The organism is Arsenicicoccus sp. UBA7492, from assembly GCF_002479615.1.
Lineage (GTDB): Bacteria > Actinomycetota > Actinomycetes > Actinomycetales > Dermatophilaceae > Arsenicicoccus > Arsenicicoccus bolidensis.
The window spans coordinates 77,245-98,568 of record NZ_DLOE01000007.1; the positions used below are offsets into that span (position 1 = coordinate 77,245).

The window sequence follows — 21,324 nt, forward strand, 5'->3', positions numbered from 1 at the left end:
GGCCTGCCTCAGACCTCTCGGCGCCCGTCGGCGCGCTCGGGCAGCGCACCAGCCCTCATCCTGGCCACCCGTTCGACGGCCTTCTGGGACTGGTCGCTGACCTCCCCCACCAGCTCCTCCAGGACGTCCTCGAGAAAGACCACGCCGGTGACCCGGTCGCCGTCGTCGAGCACCTGCGCGAGGTGCCGTCCCGTCCGCTGCATGGTGGCGAGGACGTCCTCGACCTCGTCGGCCGCCCGCACCGTGGCGAGCCGCCGGATGCGCTTGGCGGGGATGGGTTCGTCGAAGTCCTCGTCCCGGGCGTACAGCACGTCCTTGAGGTGCAGGTAGCCCACGATGTCCCCGTCGGCGTCCCGCACCAGGTAGCGCGAGAAGCCGTGCCGAGCCACGAGGCGTTCGAGGTCCTGCGGGGTGGAGGCCTCCGGCAGCGAGACGACCTCGGCGAGCGGCACGGCGACCTCTCCGGCGACGCGGTCGCTGAACTCGAGGGCACCCTTGACCAGTCCGTGCTGCTCGGCCTCGAGCAGCCCCTCACGGTGGCTCTCGGCGACGATGTCACCGACCTCCTGGGCCGTGTAGGCGGAGGCGAGCTCGTCCTTGGGGTCGATGCCGGTGGCCCGGACGACGGCCTTGGCGATGCGTTCCATCACCAGGATGATCGGGCGCAGGATCCGCGTGATCGCGAGCAGTATCGGCACCAGCACGAGCGCGGAGCGCTCGGGGCCGGCGATGGCGAGGTTCTTGGGGATCATCTCGCCGACCACCACGTGCAGGTAGACGACGAGCAGCAGGGCGAGCACCAGGGCGAACGGACCGGCGACGGCGGTGGACAGGTGGGCCGCCTCGAGCCAGCCCTCGAAGAGGTGGTGGAGCGCGACCTCGGCCAGCGCCCCCAGCCCCAGCGAGCAGACGGTGATCCCGAGCTGGGCGCACACGAGCAGCGAGGCCACCTGCTCCAGGGCGTCGAGGCACCGTCTCGCGCCAGCCGACCCGCCCTCGGCGAGGGGCTCGAGCTGGGACCGTCGAGCGGCCATCAGCGCGAACTCGGCGCCCACGAAGAAGGCGTTGCCGAGGAGCAGGAGGAGCGAGACCCACAGCGCGGTGCCGGTGCTCACCGGGCACCTCCCGCCGGGACCGTCGTTGCGTCGTCCGCCACCAGCCGCAGGCGGTCGACGCGGTGGCCGTCCATGCCCTCGACGGTGATCCGCCAGCCGTCGATGTCGACCTCGTCGCCGAGCCTGGGGATGCGTCCGAGACGCGCCATGACGAAGCCGCCGAGCGTCTCGTAGGTCGGGGCCTCGGGGATGTCCGCGCCCACGCGGTCCCGCACCTCGTCGGTGCGCCACAGACCGGGGACCGTCCACGTGCCGTCGCGGCGCTCCCGCGCCTCGGGGTCACGTCGGTCGTGCTCGTCGGCGACCTCGCCGACGATCTCCTCGATCACGTCCTCCAGCGTCACGACCCCCGAGGTCCCGCCGTACTCGTCCACCACGATCGCGAGCTGGAAGCTGGTGCGCCTCAGGAGCAGCAGGAGGGGATCGAGGCGGATGGTCTCGGGCACGTGCAGGGCGTCCACCATGAGGGCGGACACGGGGACGTCCTGGCGGCGTTCGTGCGGCACGGCCAGGGCCTTCTTGACGTGGACGACACCGTCGACGTCGTCGAGGTCGTCCCCGATCACGGGGAACCGTGAGTGGCCGGTGCGGCGCGCCAGGGTGAGCACGTCGGCGGCGCTGGCGGTCCGTTCGACGGTGTCGCAGCGCACCCGCGGCGTCATGACGTCGTCGGCGGTGCGCTCGCCGAAGCCGAGGGACCTCGTGAGCAGCAGCGCCGTGTCGAGGTCGAGGGTTCCGGCCTCGGCCGACCGCCGGACGAGCGAGGACAGCTCCTGAGGGGTGCGGGCCGCCGACAGCTCCTCCTGCGGCTCGATCCCGATGCGCCGCAGGAACGCGTTGGCCGATCCGTTGAGGACGACGATGAGCGGCTTGGCGACCAGGCCGAAGACGCGGACCGGCCCGGCGACGACCTTGGCCGTCCCGAGGGGGGCCGAGATGCCGAGGAACTGCGGCACCAGCTCACCGGCGATCATCGAGCCCACGGTGGCGACCAGCATGGCGACGGCCGTCGAGAGGGGCGCGATCGCCGCCTGCGGGACGCCGATCGCGTCGAGCGGACCACGGACCAGCCCGCCGATCGCTGGCTCGGCGAGATAGCCGGTGAGCAGGGTGGTCAGCGTGATGCCGACCTGCGCCGCGGACAGCTGGGTGGACAGGCTTCGCAGCGCGACGAGGACGGGCTGGGCGCCCGCGTCCCCGGCATCGACGGCTCGCTGGACGGTGGGCCGGTCGAGGGCGACGAGGGAGAACTCAGCCGCCACGAACACCGCCGCTGCGGCGGTGAGCGCCACCGCAGCCAGCAGCAGGAGCCATTCGGTCATAGTGCGCTCATCCTACGGTCGGGGTGAGACAGACCCCCGTCACCGACGGCCGGGCGGGGCCGCGGGGTGCAAGATAGGGTGAAGGCCGATCAAGGTGCCGGTCAGAGTCGACGTGATCCAGAAAGAGGCGAGTACCGCCGTGACAACGCCCCCCAGCGGCCCGAGCTCCTCAGCATCCTTCGGAGCCAACCAGTGGCTCGTGGACGAGCTGTACGAGCAGTACAAGCAGGACAAGCAGAGCGTGGACAAGGCCTGGTGGTCGTTCTTCGAGGACTACACCCCGACCGCGGGCCAGTCCGCCGACGGGTCCGGCGCCGGAGGGGGATCGACCGGCACCGCGTCAGGGGCACCGTCGACGAGCTCCACCGAGGACGCCGCCAAGGGAGCCGACGGACCCTCGTCGCAGACGGTCGACCCGGGTTCGGCCACGGGCCGACCGGCGGAGCGACCCGCCTCTGAGAAAGCACCGGCGAAGGCACCCGCGAAGGCACCTGCTAAGGCCCCGGAGAAGGCACCGGCGAAGGACGGAGACAAGGCACCGGCCAAGGACGACAAGCCGGCGGCCAAGGGCGCCAGGCCCGGTGACAAGCAGTCGCAGCCCACCCCGCGTGACATCCCCGCTGTCAAGGACACCGGTCCTCAGGCCCAGGAGCAGGTCGTCCCGCTCAAGGGGCCGGCCGCCCGCGTGGTCGCCAACATGGCCACCTCCCTGGAGGTGCCGACGGCGACGAGCCTGCGCGCCGTCCCCGCCAAGGCGCTCATCGACAACCGCATCGTGATCAACAACCACCTGCGGCGCAGCCGCGGCGGCAAGGTCTCGTTCACCCACCTCATCGGCTTCGCCCTGGTCAAGGCGCTCGCGTCGATGCCGGACATGAACAACTCGTTCGCGGAGCGCGACGGCAAGCCCACGCTGGTCAAGCCGGCCCACGTCAACCTCGGCATCGCCATCGACCTGCCCAAGCCCGACGGCACCCGGTCCCTCGTGGTGCCGAGCATCAAGTCGGCCGAGCAGATGGACTTCGTGCACTTCTGGACGGCCTACGAGGAGCTGGTCCGCAAGGCGCGCGGCGGCAAGCTCACCGTCGACGACTTCGTGGGCACGACGATCTCGCTGACCAACCCCGGCGGAATCGGCACCAACTCCTCGACGCCCAGGCTCATGCAGGGCCAGGGCGCGATCATCGGCGTGGGCTCGTTGGAGTACCCGGCCGAGTGGCAGGGCGCCGCGCAGGAGACCCTCAACCGGCACGCGGTCAGCAAGATCCTGACGCTGACCAGCACCTACGACCACCGCATCATCCAGGGCGCCGGGTCGGGCGAGTTCCTCAAGATCATCCACGAGCTGCTCCTGGGCAAGCACGACTTCTACGACGAGATCTTCGCGTCGCTGCGCATCCCCTACGAGCCGGTCCGCTGGGTGCAGGACATCTCGGTCGGGCACGAGGACGAGATCAACAAGACGGCCCGCGTCCAGCAGCTGATCCACGCCTACCGCGTGCGTGGTCACCTGATGGCCGACATCGACCCGCTGGAGTACCGCCAGCGCCGCCACCCCGACCTCGATATCGAGCAGCACGGCCTGACCCTGTGGGACCTCGAGCGCGAGTTCGCGACGGGTGGCTTCGGCGGGGAGCCGTTGATGCACCTGCGCGACATCCTCGGGACCCTGCGCGACTCCTACTGCCGCACCGTCGGTGTCGAGTACATGCACATGCAGGACCCCGAGCAGCGCGCGTGGATCCAGGAACGCGTCGAGGCGCACCACGACAAGCAGAGCTCCGAGGACCAGCTGCGCGTGCTGCGGCGGCTCAACGCCGCCGAGGCCTTCGAGACCTTCCTGCAGACCAAGTTCGTCGGCCAGAAGCGCTTCTCGCTGGAGGGTGGCGAGTCGACGATCGCGGTCCTGGACCGGATCCTCTCCCGGGCGGCCTCGGACTCGATGGACGAGGTGTGCATCGGTATGCCGCACCGCGGCCGCCTCAACGTGCTCGCCAACATCGCGGGCAAGAGCTATGGCCAGATCTTCCGCGAGTTCGAGGGCGTGCAGGACCCGTCCACCGTCCAGGGCTCGGGCGACGTCAAGTACCACCTGGGCACCGAGGGCACGTTCACCTCCGAGGAGGGCGAGCAGACCAAGGTCTACCTCGCGGCGAACCCCTCCCATCTCGAGGCCGTCAACCCGGTCCTCGAGGGAATCGTGCGGGCCAAGCAGGACCGTCTCGGTCACGGCGGCGAGGCCTTCACGGTCCTGCCGATCCTGATGCACGGCGACGCGGCGTTCGCGGGGCAGGGCGTGGTCGCCGAGACCCTGCACCTGTCCCAGCTGCGTGGCTACCGCACGGGCGGCACGATCCACATCGTCGTCAACAACCAGGTCGGCTTCACGACCGCCCCGTCCAGCTCGCGCTCGTCGGTCTACTCCACCGACGTGGCCCGGATGATCCAGGCGCCGATCTTCCACGTCAACGGCGACGACCCCGAGGCCTGCGTGCGCGTGGCCGAGCTGGCCTACGAGTTCCGTCAGACGTTCGCCAAGGACGTCGTGATCGACCTCGTCTGCTACCGGCGTCGCGGTCACAACGAGGGTGACGACCCCTCGATGACGCAGCCGCTGATGTACAACCTGATCGAGGCGAAGCGCAGCGTCCGCAAGCTCTACACCGAGGCGCTGATCGGCCGTGGTGACATCACGGTCGAGCAGGCCGAGGACGCGCTGCAGGACTACCAGCAGCAGCTGGAGCGGGTGTTCGTCGAGACCCGCGAGGCCATCAAGGCGGCGCGGTCCGGCCAGGACAGCGGGCCGTCCGGGCTCGAGCGTCCCGAGGCGCAGGAGGCCGACGACAAGGCGCCGGCCAAGTTCGTCGACACGGCCATCTCGCACGACACGCTCATGCACATCGGCAAGGCCTTCGTGGCCACCCCCGAGGGCTTCACGGTGCACCCCAAGCTGCGCCAGATGCTCGAGAAGCGGGCCGACTCTGTCGCCAACGGCGGCATCGACTGGGGCACGGCCGAGCTCATCGCCTTCGGCTCGCTGCTCATGGAGGGCACCCCGGTCCGCCTGTCGGGCCAGGACTCCCGTCGAGGCACCTTCGTGCAGCGCCACTCGGTCCTGATCGACAAGTCCTCGGCCGAGGAGTGGACCCCGCTGCTCTACCTCGGCAAGGGCCAGGCCCGGTTCTGGGTCTACGACTCCCTGCTGAGCGAGTTCGCGGCCATGGGCTTCGAGTACGGCTACTCCGTGGAGCGGCCCGACGCCCTGGTGGTGTGGGAGGCGCAGTTCGGCGACTTCGCCAACGGCGCGCAGAGCATCGTCGACGAGTTCATCTCGTCCTCGGAGCAGAAGTGGGGCCAGCGCTCCTCCGTGGTCCTGCTCCTCCCCCACGGCTACGAGGGTCAGGGGCCGGACCACTCGTCCGCGCGCATCGAGCGCTACCTGCAGCTGTGCGCGCAGGACAACATGACGGTGGCCTTCCCCAGCACGCCGGCGTCCTACTTCCACCTGCTGCGTCGTCAGGCCTACGCACGACCACGGCGTCCGCTGATCGTGGCGACGCCCAAGTCGATGCTGCGGCTCAAGGCTGCGGCGAGCAGCCCGGAGGACTTCACCAACGGCACCTTCGAGCCCGTCATGGGCGACCGGACCGGGGTCGACGCGAGCAAGGTCGACCGCGTGCTGCTGTGCTCGGGCAAGGTCTACTACGAGCTGGACGCCTACCGGCAGAAGGCCGAGGACACCTCGACCGCGATCATGACGGTGGAGCGGATCGCCCCGTTCCCGGCCAAGGAGATGGCGGAGGCTCTGGCGACCTACCCGGACGCCGAGGTGGTGTGGGTGCAGGACGAGCCCGCCAACCAGGGCGCCTGGTCCTACGTCGCGCTGACCGGCCCGGAGCTGCTGGAGCAGCACGGCGAGACGCGCCGCTTCCGCCTGGTCAGCCGCCCCGCCTCGGCCGCCCCGTCGACGGGGTCGTCCAAGGCTCACGCGGCCGAGCAGGCCGAGCTGGTGGAGCGCGCCTTCGCGCGCTGACCTGCGGTTCGCCCGGACGGGGCCCGTCACCTCGGTGACGGGCCCCGTCCGTCGTCCGACCCGGTATGCCGCGCACCGGGCGCCGCCTCGCGATGGGGCACAATGTCAGCGTGTACTTCACGGACCGTGGCATCGAGGAGCTTCAGCACCGCAGGGGTGACGAGGAGATCACGTTCGACTGGCTCGCCGAGCAGCTGCGCGCCTTCGTCGACCTGAACCCCGAGTTCGAGGTCCCGGTGGAGCGCCTGGCGACGTGGCTCGCCCGGCTCGACGAGGATGACGACTGAGCGACCGCCGTCCTGCCCCGGCTCCGTGCGAGCCTCCGGACCGACAGACAAGGATCCACACGTGGTGTTCCACGACCAGCAGACCTACAACCCGTCCCCGTCCCACGTGGCGCCGGTCAACGGCGACCACGGACCGCGTGACGTGGGTCTAGTCTTCATCGGTGACTCCTTCGTCGCCGGGTACGGCGACCCCAAGGGGCTGGGCTGGGTGTCCCGGGTGGTGTCGCGGACCCAGCACCCGGACGTCCAGCTCTCGGCCTACAACCTCGGCATCCGCGGTGACTCCTCGGCCGACGTCCTCGGGCGTTGGCGCACCGAGTGCCCTCCCCGTTGGCAGGGACGCGGCGAGCGCCGCCTGGTCATCAGCGCCGGCCACCACGACGTCCTCGACGGGATCACGACCGCACGGTCGCGGCTCAACCTGGCCAACATCCTCGACGACGCGCAGGCCCAAGGCATCGCGGCCTTCGTGGTGGGCTCCACCCCGACCAACGACCCGACCTTCAACGCCACCCTCGAGATCGTCACCGAGGCCCAGGCCGACGTGTGCGCGCGCCGCGGCGTCCCGTTCGTCGACTGCTTCCGCCCGCTCCAGGGGCACGACCAGTGGACCGCCGACCTGGACGCCACCGGTGACGGCTTCCACCCCGGCCAGGCCGGCTACGGCCTCATCGCCTGGCTGGTCCTGCACGGCGGCTGGGACGCCTGGATGCGCCTCGCCCGCTGAGCCCGTCGTCCACCGGTCGTCGCGGTGCGTCGCCCGCTTGGCCCTCGGCGCCGGGCGCCGCGCCTCCCCGTGCGCGCCCGGACGAGGCTCTAGGTTGGGTGGCAGCACCCCGCCTCCCGCCTCGGAAGGATCCACGATGACCCGCACGACCCGCGCCGGCGTCCCGCTGGCACTCGGCCTCGCTCTCGCCGCGACCCTGTCGGCCTGCGGATCCGAGACCACCCAGACCACCCAGACCACCCAGACCACCCAGAGCACGCAGGCCACCCAGCCCGCCACGAGCTCGGCCGGATCGGCGTCGTCAGCCGCCTCCTCCGACGCCACCGGCACCTCCGCCGCGTCCAGCGGCACCACCACGGCGACCGGCACACCCGGCACCTCCGGCGCCGGCAAGACCTACACCATGGCGGTCGTCAACGACCACGACAACGAGACGTCCTGCTGGACCGTCATCAACGACGAGGTCTACGACGTGACGGCCTGGATCAGCCAGCACCCGGGCGGTCCCGCCCGCATCAAGGGCCTGTGCGGGCAGGACGGCACGTCCCAGTTCACCGGCCAGCACCAGGGCGCGGAGCTGCCGATGCAGCGTCTGGCGTCCTTCAAGATCGGCGCCCTCGCCAAGTGACCGACCGCTCGTCCTGACGAGCCGCCCGCGCCTGAGCCGCCCGAGGATCTCCCCGGGCGGCTCACGCCATCTGTCCGTGTCGCACGCCTCAGTGCGTGAGCACGACCTTGCCGAAGAGCTCGTCGCCCGCCATCCGCTCGAAGCCCGCCCGCGCCTGGTCCAACGGGTGCGTGGAGTCGATGACGGGCTCGATGCCGCGCTCGGACACGAACCTCGCGAGCCGCTCGAGCTCGGACCGGTTGCCCATCGTCGAGCCCACCACCCGCAGCTGGCGGAAGAAGATGTCGTTCAGCTCGGTCCGCGAGGGGTCTCCGGACGTCGCCCCCGCCGTGACGAGGGTGCCGCCCGACACCAGCGACTTGATGGAGTGCCGCCAGACGGCCGCCCCGACCGTGTCCAGCACGGCGTCGACCCGATCGGGCAGGCGAGCCCCGGGCTCGAAGACGTCGGCGGCGCCGAGCTCCAGCGCCCTGGCTCGCTTGCTCGCGTCCCGTGACGTGGCCCAGACGCGCAGCCCCGCTGCCGCCCCCAGCTGCACGAGGGCGGTGGCGACCCCACCGCCCGCGCCCTGGACGAGCACGGTGGCCCCGGGCTGGACCCCGGCGTTCGTGAAGAGCATGCGGTAGGCCGTGAGCCACGCCGTGGACAGGCAGGCGGCGTGCTCCCAGGACATCCCCGTGGGCTTGGGCACCACGTTGCGCTCGGGGACGGCCACGCGCTCGGCCATCGTCCCGGGGTTGAGCTCCGACAGCAGGGTCCGGCGCGGGTCGAGCGTCTCGTCGCCGAGCCAGCCGTCGGAGGCGACCACGGCGTGGACGATGACCTCCTGCCCGTCCTCGGTGGTGCCGGCGCCGTCGCAGCCGAGGATCATGGGCAGGCGGTCCGCCGCCAGCCCGACCCCCTTGAGCGACCACAGATCATGGTGGTTGAGGCCGGAGGTGCGCAGGGTCACGGTCGTCCACCCGGGCCTGGATCGGGGTTCCGGCTGGTCCCCGACCTCGAGCCCGGACAGCGGGTCGTCGGCGGACTGGCGGGCGGCATACACGGCGAGCATGTCCTCGAACCTATGCCACCCGCCTCGGACACGCAGCGGGCGAGACCGACGCCAGGCGCCGGGTGACGCGTTCGCGTCCGAGGCCACCCCCCACCCGAGCGTAGGCTGGCCGGTGGCCCGTCCCCAGCCCGAAGGTAGGTCCCATGCCCCGCAAGCACCTCGGCTTCGCAGTCGTGCGTGGTCGCTCGATGGAGCCCACCCTGCACGAGGGCGACTGGCTGCTGGTGGCGTTCGGCGCCCGCCCCCGGATCGGTCGGCTCGCGGTCGTGCGGCTCCCCGACGGCGAGCGCGGTCCCCGTCCGCTGTCGGTCAAGCGCGTGACCGGACGCGACCCCAAGACCCGCCAGGGCTGGTGGGTCGAGCGGGACAATCCCCGCGAGGGCGTCGACTCGTGGCACGTCGGCGCCCTGGGCGACGACGACATCGAGGGCCTGGTGCTCAAGCGGGTCCCGACCCCGCTGCTGCGCCTCCCCCGCTTCACCCGCCCAGCGCAGCCCTGACCACCAGCCTGAGCTCGTGACCGGTGGCAACGACGCGAGTTGTTGCAAGCGAGGTGCAGGATCGCCCTGCGCTCCCCCGTCGGGTTAGGTTGGGAAGGACGTGACGTCCGGTCACGCTTCGAATCTTCCGCGAAAGGAACTTGCGATGTTCACGTTCGCCCCGGTCGAGGTTCACGCCCACTGCGACCTCCCGTGCGGTGTCTACGACCCCGCCCAGGCCCGCATCGAGGCCCAGTCCGTCAAGGCCATCATCGAGAAGGTCGCGGACAACGACGACCCCGACTTCAAGGTCCGCGCGACGATCATCAAGGAGCAGCGCTCCCAGCTGGTCAAGGAGCACCTGTGGGTGCTGTGGACCGACTACTTCAAGCCCCCGCACTTCGAGAAGTTCCCGCAGCTGCACACCCTCGTCAACGAGGCGACCAAGCTGGCCGGAGCCTCGGGCACCAAGGGTGAGTGGGACGTCGCTAAGGCCGACGAGCTCCTGGCCAAGATCGACGAGATCGCGGCGATCTTCGCCGAGACCAAGAAGGCCTGAGCCCGGCTCTGCCTCCTCAGACCTGACGGCCCCGCACCCCCCGCGCGGGGCCGTCAGCCTGTTCCGGCCCTCGAGCCCGTATGCCGCCCGCACCGGCGTTTCGGCAGGGCCACCGCCTTGTGCGACAATGGGTGTTTGAGGCCCGTCCCGGGCCAGCGAACCGACGCCCCTCGCGGGCGACGTCCGACCCGCCAGACACGAGGAGTCCTCATGAGCAAGCGCGCCCGCAAGCGTCGTGCCCGCAAGAAGAACGGCGCCAACCACGGCCGCAAGCCCAACGCCTGAGCCCAGGCGTCCGGCGACGAGAGGCCCCCACCCGCACGAGCGGGACGGGGGCCTTCGTCATGCAGGAGGCGGGCGCCTCGGGACGACCTCGAGAAGCCCGGCGACGGCGCCGGTCGTCGGTCACCGGACCTCAGGCGGCCCGCCCTGCCGCACCTCCCACCGCGAAGCCCGGGACGGTCCGACCCAGCCACTCCAGCGCCTGGGCGAAGTGCCTGGACCAGACCGACGTCCGGTGACCGGTTCCGGGCGCCATGACCAGGGTGACCGACGTGGGGGCCTTGGCGGACGCCGCCAGCGCCGTGCTCCCCGCGTAGGACACGGGGTCGCCGTCGGAGGTCTGGACCCACAGGGCGACCGGGGGTCGGGTGGTCGTGAGGAGATGGGGCAGGTCGTAGGCGTCCTTCTGCTGCTGGGTCCGCAGCACGTGACGGCCCGAGAAGGTCGGCCGTCCGTAGCCGCCGAGGACGACGCCGGCTCCGAACGTCTGGGGGTGCCGGACAGCGACCATGGCGGCGCAGTAGCCCCCGGCGGAGAACCCCGCGCTGGCCCAGCTCGCCCGGTCGGTCCGGACCCGCAGGCGTGACCGGACGAGCTCGGGGACGTCCTGGGTCAGCCAGGTCTCGACCTGCGCGCCACCGGGGGCGTTCACGCGCTCCGAGTCGGTGCCCTTGGGGAAGTCCAGCTGTGGCGACACCATGACCAGTGGCGCCACCTTGCCGCGGGTCACGGCCGCGTCAATGCGCTCACGCCCTTGCGGCGCGTCGAGCCACTGGTCGGGGCTGCCGGGGTAGCCGTGCATCGTCATGACCACCGGGTAGTCGCGTCGTGCCTGGGCGGGGGCGGCGTAGTCCTCGGGCAGGAGCACGACGACTCGTCCCGTGAGTCCGCTCCGACGCCCGGTGACCTGAAAGGTCTGCACGCGGTCGTTCGGGCTGGGGAGCGGCGGCAGCGATGCGCGACTCGCGCTCGGCCTCGGGGCAGGTGTCGCTCCGTAGATCGCGCCGGCGGAGCCCCCTGTGGTGGTGGCGTGGGCCGTGGGGTCGTTCGTGCCGGCGAGGTCACCCCAGTCGACGTACCACTGGTTCTGGGCGTTGAGGACGATGGCCACCGACAGCACGGCCAGGACGGCGACGAGCACCATGGCCAGCGCGCGCTGCACCGCCCCCCACACCGTCCGCCGGGTCCGTCCGGTCAGGATCGCACCGGTGATCAGGGCGACCGTCGTCACCGTGATCGCCCGGGCGACGAACGGCCCACCCGTCAGCTCCATGCCTCCCCCTCGGTCCTGCCTCGCTCGTCGTGCCGGCGCGTCATGGTGTGTGACGCCGCAGGCCACCGCCAGGATGGCACGCCGGGCGCCGGCCGTGACGAAGGCCCCCTCCCGGTCGGGAGGGGGCCTTCGTCGTCGGACCGGCGCGTCGGATCAGCGACCGTACTCGATGGTGATGCTGGCGATGATCTGCGTACGCAGCTGGACGGGTGCCTGCTCGCAGGCGCACGACCGCCGGATCAGGGCCTTGAGGGCCTGGTCGCGCTGGTACTCGTCCAGGCAGGGAGGGCACTCGCGCAGGTGGCGTGCGAAGTCCTCGCAGTCGCTCTCGGTCATCTCGCCGTCGAGGTACTCGAAGACGTGCTCCATGAAGTTCGAGCAGTCCATGTGCTCTCCCATCACTTCACCCCGCTGTCCTGCTGAGCCTGCGCACCCTCCGCGCCCTCCGCGCCCTCCGGAGCGACGAAACCACGCTCGACGGCGTAGTCGCTGAGCAGGTCGCGCAGCTGGCGGCGGCCCCGGTGCAGCCGCGACATCACGGTGCCGATGGGCGTGCCCATGATCTCCGCGATCTCCTTGTAGGCGAACCCCTCGACGTCGGCCAGGTAGACGGCCAGGCGGAAGTCCTCGGGGATCTCCTGCAGCGCGCGCTTGACGTCGCTGTCGGGGAGGTGGTCGAGCGCCTCCATCTCGGCGCTGCGGTTGCCCATCGACGAGTGCGAACCCGCGCGGGCCAGCTGGTAGTCCTCGATGTCCGAGGAGTCGGACTGCTGGGGCTCGCGCTGCTTCTTGCGGTACGTGTTGATGTACGCGTTCGTCATGATGCGATACAGCCAGGCCTTGAGGTTGGTCCCGGGCTTGTACTGGTGGAACGCGGCGTAGGCCTTGGCGAAGGTCTCCTGGACGAGGTCCTCGGCGTCGGACGGGTTGCGCGTCATCCGCAGCGAGGCGCTGTAGAGCTGGTCCAGGTAGGGCAGGGCGTCCGCCTCGAAGCGGGCCTGCCGGTCGGTGGGGCTCTCGGTGGCCACGTCGATCTCAGTCATCGGGGCCAAGCCTAGTCCGGCGGACCCCACCTGAGGGTGGATGTCCAGCGCCGGATGGTCTGACGTCGGCAGGACGGGGGTGACGAGCACGGGGCGACTCCTACGGAGGGACGGACAGCAGGGTCAACGGTCCCCCAGCGGGTGACATTCCCGTATGCCGGCAGCCCGGCGCCTCGCGGGGTCAGAGCACCTCGCCGGTGTCCGGGTCGACGACGCCCGTCAGCTGGTCGGCCGGCGCGGGGTCGAGCAGCTGCGGGCCGTTGTTGCGCACGTCGTTGACGGCGGTGCTCACGGCATACGCGTCGAACCGCCCTGGCAGGGCGAGGTTGAGGTAGGGCTGGACGTGGTCCGGGGTCGTCGCGTCGGGGTCGAGCCACCCGGCCCAGTGCTCCGGCTCGAGGATCAGGGGCTGGCGGTCGTGGATGGTCGCCAGGTCGGGGTCGGCGCTGGTCGTGATCACGCAGTAGGTCGTGAGCCACGCGTCGGGGTGGTCGTCGGGCAGGGACCGGTCCCGCCAGAACTCGTAGAGCCCGGCCATGACCAGGGGGTCGCCGTCGGCGCGGTGGATGTAGAACGGCTGCTTGCGGGGTCTGCCCTTGCGGTCGGTGAGGGACGGCGAGCGCTGCCACTCGTAGTAGCCGTCCGCCGGGACCAGGCAGCGGCGGGCAGCAGCGTCGCGCGCGTACGCCGGCTTGTCCAGGAGCGTCTCGGCGCGGGCGTTGATCATCCGCGTGCCGACCTTGAGGTCCTTGGCCCAGGACGGGACCAGACCCCAGGTCAGCAACCTCAGCTGCCGGCTGGGATCCTGCTCGGGCTCGCCCCTGGGCCGCCGGGTCAGCACGACCGGGGCGGCCTTGGTCGGGGCCACGTTGTAGTCGGCGGCCGGACCGGCCCCCTGGGCTCGCTCCAGCGGGGCGATCGTGCGGACCGGCTCGGCCGTCCGGTCTTCGTCGACGTCCAGGGCCTCGACCAGCTCCGCCATGTCCTTGCTCGCTGCGTACCGTCCGCACATGCCGACAGCGTAGGCGCCATTGACTACGCTGGGCGGCAGCACCTGCACCCCAGCGAACGGAACCCCGTTGACCCTCGCGGACCCCGACCATCCGGTCGACCAGACGCCCCGCCCCTCCGACACCGTCGACGCCACGCCTGCCGACTGGCCCGCGCCTACGCCGGCCGCCCCGGTCGACGCCACCGCCGTGCTGCCGGGCAGCAAGTCGATCACCAACCGCTTCCTGGTGCTGGCAGCGCTGGCCAACGACACCTCCCGGATCCGGCGCCCGCTCCGCTCGCGCGACACCCTCCTGATGGCCCAGGCCCTGCGGGACCTCGGGGTCGGGGTGCGCGACCACGAGGGCGACGAGCCCGGCTGCCCCGACTGGATCGTCGAGCCGGCGCCGCTGCACGGGCCGGCCGCGATCGACTGCGGTCTGGCGGGCACGATCATGCGCTTCCTGCCGCCGCTCGCCACGCTGGCCGACGGTCCGGTCGTCGTCGACGGTGACCCGCACGCCCGCACCCGGCCCGTCGGTCCGGTCCTCGACGCGCTGCGCGCGCTCGGCGCCGCGATCGACGACGGCGGCCGCGGGGCGATGCCGTTCACGATCGACGGGCGTGGGGGTCTGCGCGGCGGGACGGTGACCGTGGACGCCTCGGGCAGCAGCCAGTTCATCTCCGCGCTGCTGCTGTCCGGCGCGCGCTTCGACGGGGGCGTGACGATCCACCACGTCGGCAAGCCCCTGCCGAGCCTGCCCCACATCCAGATGACCGTGGAGGCCCTGCGGGACGCCGGCGTGGTCGTCGACGACGCCGAGCCCGACACCTGGCGCGTCGAGCCGAGCGAGATCAACGCCCTCGACGTCACGGTCGAGCCCGACCTGTCCAACGCCGCGGTCTTCCTGGCGGCGGCCCCCGTGACCGGCGGTCTCGTGCACGTGCCGGCCTGGCCGGCGGTGACCACGCAGGCGGGCGACCACATCCGTGAGGTCCTGCAGCAGATGGGGGCCGAGGTCCACCTGGATCGCGCGGGCCTGACCGTCACGGGCCGCGGGCTGCACGGCATCGACGTGGACCTGCACGACGCGAGCGAGCTGACGCCCGTGGTGGCCGCCCTCGCCGCGCTCGCCGACTCCCCCACGTGGATCCGCGGCGTCGGCCACATCCGACGGCACGAGACCGACCGCATCGCTGCGCTCGCGACCGAGATCAACCGGCTCGGCGGCGACGTGAGCGAGACCGAGGACGGGCTCGTGATCCGACCGCGCCCGCTGCACGCAGGCCTGTTCCGCACCTACGCCGACCACCGGATGGCCATGGCCGCGGCCGTCCTGGGGCTCCGGGTGCCCGGGGTCGTCATCGAGGACGTCGCGACCACCGCCAAGACGCTGCCTGACTTCACCCGTCGCTGGACCTCCTTCCTCGCGGGCGAGACGGCGGCCACCGAGCGCCTGGTCCGCGCCGGGGCCACCCCTCGCGGGGGGCGCCGGTGAGCCGACGGTCGTATGACGAGAGCGACGTGCGGGTCCGCCCCAACCGTCGCGGGTCCCGCCCCCGCACCAAGGACCGTCCGGCCCACGAGGACGCGGTGGAGGCCCTCGTCACCGCCGTCGACCGCGGCCGCTACACCACGCTCCTCGGTGAGGGAACCGCCGACGAGCGCGTCGTCACAGCCATGAAGGCCCGCGAGCTCGGCCGCAAGGGGATCGTCGTCGGCGACCGCGTCGGGCTCGTCGGTGACCTGCAGGGCGGCCCCGACCACCTGGCCCGCATCGTCCGCCAGCACGAGCGCCGTTCGGTGCTGCGCCGCACGGCCGACGACACGGACCCGGTGGAGCGCATCATCGTCGCCAACGTCGACCAGCTCGTCGTCGTCACCGCCCTGGCCAACCCGGAGCCGCGACCCCGCATGATCGACCGCTGCCTGGTGGCGGCCTACGACGCGGGGCTCGAGCCGATCCTGGTGCTCACCAAGGCTGACCTGGTCGACCCCACGCCCCTCATCGAGGCCTACGCGCCCCTCGGGGCGCGGTGCATCGCGACGTCCACGCTCTCCGACACCGAAGTGCTGGCGGGCGCCTCCCCCGAGGACGTGCTGGCCCGCACCACCGGGCTGGACGAGCTGCGCGACGCGCTGACCGGACAGGTGAGCGTCATGGTCGGCCACAGCGGCGTCGGCAAGTCCACCCTCGTCAACCTGCTCGTCCCCGACGCCATGCGGGCGACGGGGCACGTCAACGACCACACGGGCCGGGGGCGGCACACCAGCACGTCCGCGATCGCCCTGCGCCTCCCCGACGCGTCCGGCTGGGTCGTCGACACCCCGGGCGTCCGCAGCTTCGGCCTCGCGCACGTCCGCCTGGACCGCATCGTCGCGCTGTTCCCGGACCTGGAGCCGGGCACGGCCGACTGCCCCCGCGGGTGCACGCACGACGAGGAGGAGTGCGGCCTCGACGCCTGGGTGGCCTCGGGTCAGGCCGGCCCCGCGGGCGTCGCCCGGCTGGACAGCCTCCGCCGCCTGCTGCGGGCCCGGTCCGCGGGCGAGGACACCTAGACCCTCGCCCGCGTGGATCCGCCGCCTGCTGCGGGGCGGGTCCGCGAGCGAGGACCCCGGCCTCTAGACGCGCGGCTCCGCCGCCTGCTGCAGGCCCGGTCCGCGGGCGAGGACGCCGGCCTGTCGCCGCGCGTGGCGCCCGGACCGGAGCGGGCTCCCGCCGCAGACTGTCGGGATGGACCTGCAGCGACGTCCCGTCGAGGAGAGCATCGGCGACCGCGACCTCACCCAGTGGCGCACCCCGATCGGCCGCGCGCTCGCCCGCGTCGTCACGCGGACCTCGACGTGGACGGCTGCGACCTGGTTGCTCGTTGCCACCGTCCTCGTCTGCTTCGTCGGGATCGTGGGCCTGACGGCCGCGGCCACCGAGACCTACGACGCGGTCGTCGAGGGCGACGGCGTGGCGGCGCTCGACCATCCCGTCCTCGAGCTCGCCGTGCAGCACCGCACGCCGGCCCTGGCCCAGGCCCTCACCACGTTCACCGACATCGGTGGCAAGGTCGGTATGCCGATCCTCTCGGTGGCGCTGGTCCTGCTGGCGACCTGGGCCTGGCGGTCGTGGTCGCCCGCCGTCCTCACCACCCTCGCCGCCGCGGGCTCGCTCGCGATGACGGTCGTGGGCAAGCAGCTGATCGGACGCGTCCGGCCCCCTCTCGCCGACGCCGTCCCCCCGTTCGAGACCTCGCCCAGCTTCCCCAGCGGGCACACCCTCAACACCACCGTCATCATCGGGGTCCTGACCTATCTGCTCCTCACCCACCTGCACCGGCGGCGCACGCGGATCCTCGCCGTCGTGCTGGCATCCTGCTGGATCGTCGCGATGGGGCTCTCCCGCGTCGTTCTCGGTCACCACTGGCTCACCGACGTCGTGACCGGGTGGCTGCTCGGGCTGGCCTGGGTGCTGGCGCTGGTGGTGTGCCACCGGATGTGGCTGACCGTGCGCAAGCATCGGTCGCCCTCCCCGTCCCCGGCGGCACAAGGCCGGTCCGGGACGACGAAGGCCACCTAGCCACCCACACCCTGAGGGGCCAGAAGACCGCCGACCGCTCCCGCCTGCGCCATCCCTGTCGACCCCGGGCACGCGCGCCCATCGCTGGCGTGCCCGCGGCATCGCCGACAGCCCATGTTCCCGCGCCATCCCTGTCGGCCCCGGGCGCGCGCGCCACCCCTGTCACCCGCGCGCCCGTGGGCGCGGCCACGCGGGTGACAGGTAGTTTGGGCGGGTGAGCCCCTCCTATGACGACGACGTCCGCCTCGCCCACGTGCTGGCCGACTCGGTCGAGCGTGTGACGATGACCCGGTTCAAGGCCGAGGACCTCAAGGTCGACACCAAGCCCGACCTCACCCCCGTCACCGACGCCGACCGGGACGCCGAGGAGCTCATCCGCAGTCAGCTCAAGCGCACCCGTCCTCGCGACGCGGTCCAGGGCGAGGAGTTCGGCACGACGGGCCACGGGGCACGGCGGTGGATCATCGACCCCATCGACGGCACCAAGAACTACGTGCGGGGGCTTCCCGTCTGGGCGACCCTCATCGGGCTGGTCGACGGAGACGAGCCCGTCGTCGGCCTCGTCTCTGCCCCGGCGCTCAACCGGCGGTGGTGGGCCGCCAAGGGATCGGGTGCCTACACCGGCCGCAACCTGTACTCCGCCAAGCGGATCCACGTCTCGGGCGTCTCGTCCATCGGGGACGCGTCGCTCTCCTACGCGTCCCTCGGCGGGTGGCGCGACGCCGGCCGGCGCGAGGAGTTCCTGCAGCTCATGGACGACTGCTGGCGCACCCGCGGGTTCGGGGACTTCTGGTCCTACATGCTGGTCGCCGAGGGCGCCTGCGACCTCGCGGCCGAGCCCGAGCTGGCGGTGCACGACATGGCGGCGCTCGTCCCGATCGTCACCGAGGCCGGCGGGCGCATGACCTCGCTCGACGGGTCACCCGCGCCCTGGGGCGGCAACGCCGTCGCCACCAACGGGCTCCTGCACGACGAGGTCCTGCGCCGGCTCGGCTGACGCACCGACGGCGTAGGCGCCTCGACGTACGACGGGCCACCTCGACGCACGACAGGCCCGCGGGGGTGGAGCCGCCTCGGCTGAGGGCGCTGGCGCGCGGCGCCTCGACGTACGACAGGCGCACCAGCCTGGGGCGGCTCGGGTGCCCGGCCGGGCGAGACCAGCACGTCTGTGCCGGTTCAGCCCTCGCGCCGGCGCACCTCGACGTCGCCTCGGCCGAGCGCCCGCACCTCGTCGGCGACCTGGTCGGCGTCGCCCACGACGACCACGGTCCACCGCCCGACGTCGGCCCGGCCGTAGGCCTCGACGAGTGCCTCACCCGTCAGCGAACGCGTCTCCTCGAACATCTCGGTCACCCAGCGCGGCGGCAGTTTCGCCAGGGCGAGACCGGCGGCCTCGTCCGCCACGGAGTCCGCGGTCGCGTAGCGCGCCGGTGCGGTCTGGCTGACGAAGTCGACCCCCGAGCGCACCTCCTCCGGCGTGAAGCCCTCGCGTGCCTTCTCGAGGATGTCGAGCAGGATGCCGACGGACTCGCCCGTCACGTCCGCGCGCACGGATCCGCTGGCGATGAACAGCCCACCGTCGGCGCGCGGCACGAAGGCCGTCCGCAGGCCGTACGTGTAGCCCTTGTCCTCCCGCAGCACGGAGTCGACCCTGGCCTGCGGCGCACCACCGACCAGGAAGCTCAGGACCGGGTAGGCGCCCCATCCGTGCCGGCGATCGGGACCGAGGCAGCCGACGTACAGCTCCGACTGCACCGAGCCGGGTCGGTCCACCACGACGATGCGGCGGGCGTCCTCCCGCCGCACGGGACCCTGCGGACCCACCGGCTCTACCGGTTGCGGCGTCCAACCACCGAAGGTGCGCTCGACCAGTGCGTGCAGCTCCTGCAGCGGCTCGGCACCGAGGGGAGACAGGTCACCGGCGACGACCAGGACGGCTCCGGTCGGCCCCACGTGGTCGTGGTGGAAGTCCCGCACGGCGGGGGCGGTGATCGCCCGCACGGTGGCGGGGCTGCCGGCCGACGGGCGCGAGGCGCGCGACTCGGGGGTGTAGAACGTGGCGGCGAACTCCCGCATGGCACGGCTGCGGGGGTCGGCGTTCTCCTGCTCGATGTCGGCCAGGCGCTTGCGCCGGGCGCGGTCCACCTCGTCATCGGGGTAGGCGGGACGCTGGACGCACTCGGCGAGCAGCTCCAGGCCACGCTCGAGCCGGCTCACGGGGACGTCCAGGTCGAGCACGAGGCCGAACTCGCTGGTGGAGGATCCGAGCGCCACCCCTGCCCGTTCCAGCAGCTCGGCGAACTCCTCCGCCGAGTGGTCCAGCGTCCCCTCGTCGAACGTCCGGGACAGCAGCGCCAGGATTCCCTCGAGCTCTCGGGGCTCCTGCGCCGGCACGACAGGGATGGCCAGCCGCACCGAGGCGACGTACTGCCCGGGCGTGTGGAAGGTCTGCAGCCCCAGTCCGTTGTCGAGCCGGGTCGTGCTGGGCTCGGGGAAGGCCCAGGGCCCCGGGGGCGCGACCTCGGGACGTGCGGGGATCGGGGTGTCGGTCATGCCGAGGCTCCTTCGCTGGTCTGGACCTTGAGATGCGCCACGACGGCTCGGTTGGCCGGTCGCAGGTATGCCGACGCGGCCGCCCGCACCTGGTCGGGCGTGATGGTGGCCAGGCGGTCGAGGAAGGTGTTGGCGTGCTGCGCGTCCCCGTGCAGGGCGGCGTGCCCGCAGATGATGTCGGCGCGCTCGTCCGCCGCGGCCAGGGCGTGCAGCCAGGCGCGTTCGCTCTGCGCCAGGACCGACTCCATCTCGACGGGGGTCGGCCCCTCGTCGGCGAACCGGTCGAGCTCCTCGCACAGGGCAGCCTCGGCCACGTCGGGGTCCACTCCGTCGGCGACGTCCACGGAGATGAAGCCGAGCGACACCCCGTCGACGAGCCCCCAGGCCATCCCCTGCACGCTGTTGGCGAGCTGCTCGCGGCGCACGAGGCGGCGGTACACCCGAGACGAGGCCATCCCCGCAAGGGCGTCCAGAGCAGCGGACGCGGCGTAGAACTCGTCCGTGTCGTCCACCGGGAGGCGGAAGGCCACGAACAGGCGGTCGCTGGGCACGTCCGACCTCCGCTCGAAGCGGACCGGGTTCTCCAGGGGTGGCAGGGCCGCAACGGGCTCGCGGCCGGCCGCGGCGCTGGCGGGCAGGTGGCCGAAGTAGGTCTCGGCGGCGGCGAACCCCTCTTCGGCGGTGAGGTCCCCGACGAGCGTCAGCGTCGTGTTGTTCGGGCCGTAGTACCGCTCGAAGAAGGCGTGCACGTCCTCGAGGCTGGCACCGTCGAGATCTTCCATCGACCCGATGGTGGGGTGGTGGTACGGGTGCCCCTCGGGGAACACCAGGGCGTAGAGGTCCGGCAGGGCGAAGCCGTACGGCTGGTTGTCGTACCGCTGCCGCTTCTCCTCCTTGACCACGTCGCGCTGGTTGTCGAGGTTGGCCTGCGTGACGGCGGGGAGGAGCCGGCCGTGCCGGTCGGCCTCCAACCACAGCGCAAGCTGGTAGGCGCCGCGAGGCACCGTCTCGAAGTAGTTGGTGCGGTCGAACCACGTCGTGGCGTTGAGCCGGCCCCCGCGCGACATCAGCTCGGAGAAGTGCTCCCCTGACGCGACGTTCTCCGACCCCTGGAACATCAGGTGCTCGAACAGGTGCGCGAAACCGGTTCGCCCGGCCACCTCGTGTCGCGACCCCACCCCGACCCAGAGGTTGACCGTCACCGTGGTGATGGACCTGTCCTCGTTGACGATGACGCGCAGCCCGTTGGGCAGGGTGCGCTCCGCGATCTGATAGTTCAACGGCATGCCGACCACCCTAGGCGACAACCACCCAGAACGCAGAAAAGCCCCGGACCTGGTGGTCCGGGGCTTCCCCACAATGTTTGTCCGGCGGCGTCCTACTCTCCCGCACCGTCACCAGTGCAGTACC

General features: G+C 72.0%; 20 protein-coding genes. 11 read left to right on the forward strand and 9 right to left on the reverse strand.

Annotated elements, in window-relative coordinates:
• Positions 1-8: 8 nt before the first annotated feature.
• Positions 9-1,115, reverse strand: a complete 1,107-nt coding sequence (locus B4E97_RS02020) for a hemolysin family protein (protein ID WP_286958489.1) — start codon at positions 1,113-1,115, stop codon at positions 9-11.
• Positions 1,112-2,437 (reverse strand): hemolysin family protein, encoded by a 1,326-nt coding sequence (locus B4E97_RS02025; RefSeq protein ID WP_029211595.1) that lies wholly within the window; start codon positions 2,435-2,437, stop codon positions 1,112-1,114. The genes B4E97_RS02020 and B4E97_RS02025 overlap by 4 nt, the downstream gene beginning before the upstream one ends.
• A gap of 139 nt (positions 2,438-2,576) precedes the next feature.
• On the opposite strand from B4E97_RS02025, the gene B4E97_RS02030 reads away from it, so the two are divergent.
• The 4 genes from B4E97_RS02030 (at position 2,577) to B4E97_RS02045 (ending at position 8,112) form a co-directional block, all read left to right on the forward strand.
• Positions 2,577-6,470, forward strand: coding sequence for a multifunctional oxoglutarate decarboxylase/oxoglutarate dehydrogenase thiamine pyrophosphate-binding subunit/dihydrolipoyllysine-residue succinyltransferase subunit (locus B4E97_RS02030; protein ID WP_239263880.1), 3,894 nt, complete (start codon positions 2,577-2,579; stop codon positions 6,468-6,470).
• 110 nt (positions 6,471-6,580) lie between these two features.
• Complete coding sequence (locus tag B4E97_RS02035) at positions 6,581-6,757, forward strand: DUF6104 family protein (RefSeq protein WP_156911306.1); 177 nt, start codon at positions 6,581-6,583, stop codon at positions 6,755-6,757.
• A gap of 61 nt (positions 6,758-6,818) precedes the next feature.
• The gene (locus B4E97_RS02040; RefSeq protein WP_372490262.1) at positions 6,819-7,484 is read left to right on the forward strand and encodes a GDSL-type esterase/lipase family protein; all 666 of its coding nucleotides are present in this window, start codon (positions 6,819-6,821) and stop codon (positions 7,482-7,484) included.
• A gap of 136 nt (positions 7,485-7,620) precedes the next feature.
• Complete coding sequence (locus tag B4E97_RS02045; protein WP_286958491.1) at positions 7,621-8,112, forward strand: cytochrome b5-like heme/steroid binding domain-containing protein; 492 nt, start codon at positions 7,621-7,623, stop codon at positions 8,110-8,112.
• Between the two features lie 88 nt (positions 8,113-8,200).
• Here the strand turns inward: B4E97_RS02045 and B4E97_RS02050 are convergent, their stop codons facing one another.
• Positions 8,201-9,166: a zinc-binding dehydrogenase gene (locus tag B4E97_RS02050; RefSeq protein ID WP_029211599.1), complete on the reverse strand. Its 966-nt coding sequence runs from the start codon at positions 9,164-9,166 to the stop codon at positions 8,201-8,203.
• A 143-nt stretch (positions 9,167-9,309) separates the two neighbouring features.
• Here B4E97_RS02050 and B4E97_RS02055 point away from each other — a divergent pair, with 143 nt between their 5' ends.
• From B4E97_RS02055 to B4E97_RS19085, 3 genes are all read left to right on the forward strand, one after another.
• Positions 9,310-9,666 (forward strand): S26 family signal peptidase, encoded by a 357-nt coding sequence (locus B4E97_RS02055; RefSeq protein WP_019287623.1) that lies wholly within the window; start codon positions 9,310-9,312, stop codon positions 9,664-9,666.
• A 145-nt stretch (positions 9,667-9,811) separates the two neighbouring features.
• A complete protein-coding gene (gene sodN / locus B4E97_RS02060) occupies positions 9,812-10,204 on the forward strand; it encodes a superoxide dismutase, Ni (RefSeq protein ID WP_019287622.1) in 393 nt (130 codons plus the stop codon).
• Between the two features lie 210 nt (positions 10,205-10,414).
• The gene (locus tag B4E97_RS19085) at positions 10,415-10,489 is read left to right on the forward strand and encodes a 50S ribosomal protein bL37 (protein ID WP_372490264.1); all 75 of its coding nucleotides are present in this window, start codon (positions 10,415-10,417) and stop codon (positions 10,487-10,489) included.
• 130 nt (positions 10,490-10,619) lie between these two features.
• Here B4E97_RS19085 and B4E97_RS02070 read toward each other — a convergent pair whose 3' ends face one another.
• The 4 genes from B4E97_RS02070 to B4E97_RS02085 all read right to left on the reverse strand — a co-directional run bounded on the left by B4E97_RS02070 (position 10,620) and on the right by B4E97_RS02085 (position 13,814).
• Positions 10,620-11,759, reverse strand: a complete 1,140-nt coding sequence (locus tag B4E97_RS02070) for an alpha/beta hydrolase (RefSeq protein WP_286958493.1) — start codon at positions 11,757-11,759, stop codon at positions 10,620-10,622.
• Between the two features lie 153 nt (positions 11,760-11,912).
• Positions 11,913-12,146, reverse strand: a complete 234-nt coding sequence (gene rsrA / locus B4E97_RS02075; RefSeq protein WP_029211601.1) for a mycothiol system anti-sigma-R factor — start codon at positions 12,144-12,146, stop codon at positions 11,913-11,915.
• Between the two features lie 11 nt (positions 12,147-12,157).
• Positions 12,158-12,844: a sigma-70 family RNA polymerase sigma factor gene (locus B4E97_RS02080; RefSeq protein WP_372490263.1), complete on the reverse strand. Its 687-nt coding sequence runs from the start codon at positions 12,842-12,844 to the stop codon at positions 12,158-12,160.
• Positions 12,845-12,983: 139 nt separating this feature from the next.
• Entirely contained in the window at positions 12,984-13,814 is an 831-nt protein-coding gene (locus tag B4E97_RS02085; protein ID WP_286958494.1) for an SOS response-associated peptidase, read from the reverse strand.
• A gap of 67 nt (positions 13,815-13,881) precedes the next feature.
• Between B4E97_RS02085 and aroA the strand changes: the two genes are divergently transcribed.
• From aroA to hisN, 4 genes are all read left to right on the forward strand, one after another.
• Entirely contained in the window at positions 13,882-15,291 is a 1,410-nt protein-coding gene (gene aroA / locus B4E97_RS02090; protein ID WP_029211604.1) for a 3-phosphoshikimate 1-carboxyvinyltransferase, read from the forward strand.
• The gene (rsgA, locus tag B4E97_RS02095; protein ID WP_029211605.1) at positions 15,288-16,352 is read left to right on the forward strand and encodes a ribosome small subunit-dependent GTPase A; all 1,065 of its coding nucleotides are present in this window, start codon (positions 15,288-15,290) and stop codon (positions 16,350-16,352) included. Before aroA ends, rsgA begins: the two co-directional genes overlap by 4 nt.
• Before the next feature lie 175 nt (positions 16,353-16,527).
• On the forward strand, positions 16,528-17,361 hold the full coding sequence (locus tag B4E97_RS02100) for a phosphatase PAP2 family protein (RefSeq protein WP_286958496.1): 834 nt from the start codon (positions 16,528-16,530) through the stop codon (positions 17,359-17,361).
• Positions 17,362-17,575: 214 nt separating this feature from the next.
• Entirely contained in the window at positions 17,576-18,358 is a 783-nt protein-coding gene (gene hisN, locus B4E97_RS02105; RefSeq protein ID WP_034252789.1) for a histidinol-phosphatase, read from the forward strand.
• Positions 18,359-18,537: 179 nt separating this feature from the next.
• Here the strand turns inward: hisN and B4E97_RS02110 are convergent, their stop codons facing one another.
• Together B4E97_RS02110 and B4E97_RS02115 are read right to left on the reverse strand one after the other, a co-directional pair.
• The gene (locus B4E97_RS02110) at positions 18,538-19,914 is read right to left on the reverse strand and encodes a M16 family metallopeptidase (protein WP_286958497.1); all 1,377 of its coding nucleotides are present in this window, start codon (positions 19,912-19,914) and stop codon (positions 18,538-18,540) included.
• Positions 19,911-21,200: a M16 family metallopeptidase gene (locus B4E97_RS02115; RefSeq protein ID WP_286958498.1), complete on the reverse strand. Its 1,290-nt coding sequence runs from the start codon at positions 21,198-21,200 to the stop codon at positions 19,911-19,913. Before B4E97_RS02115 ends, B4E97_RS02110 begins: the two co-directional genes overlap by 4 nt.
• Positions 21,201-21,324 lie beyond the last annotated feature (124 nt).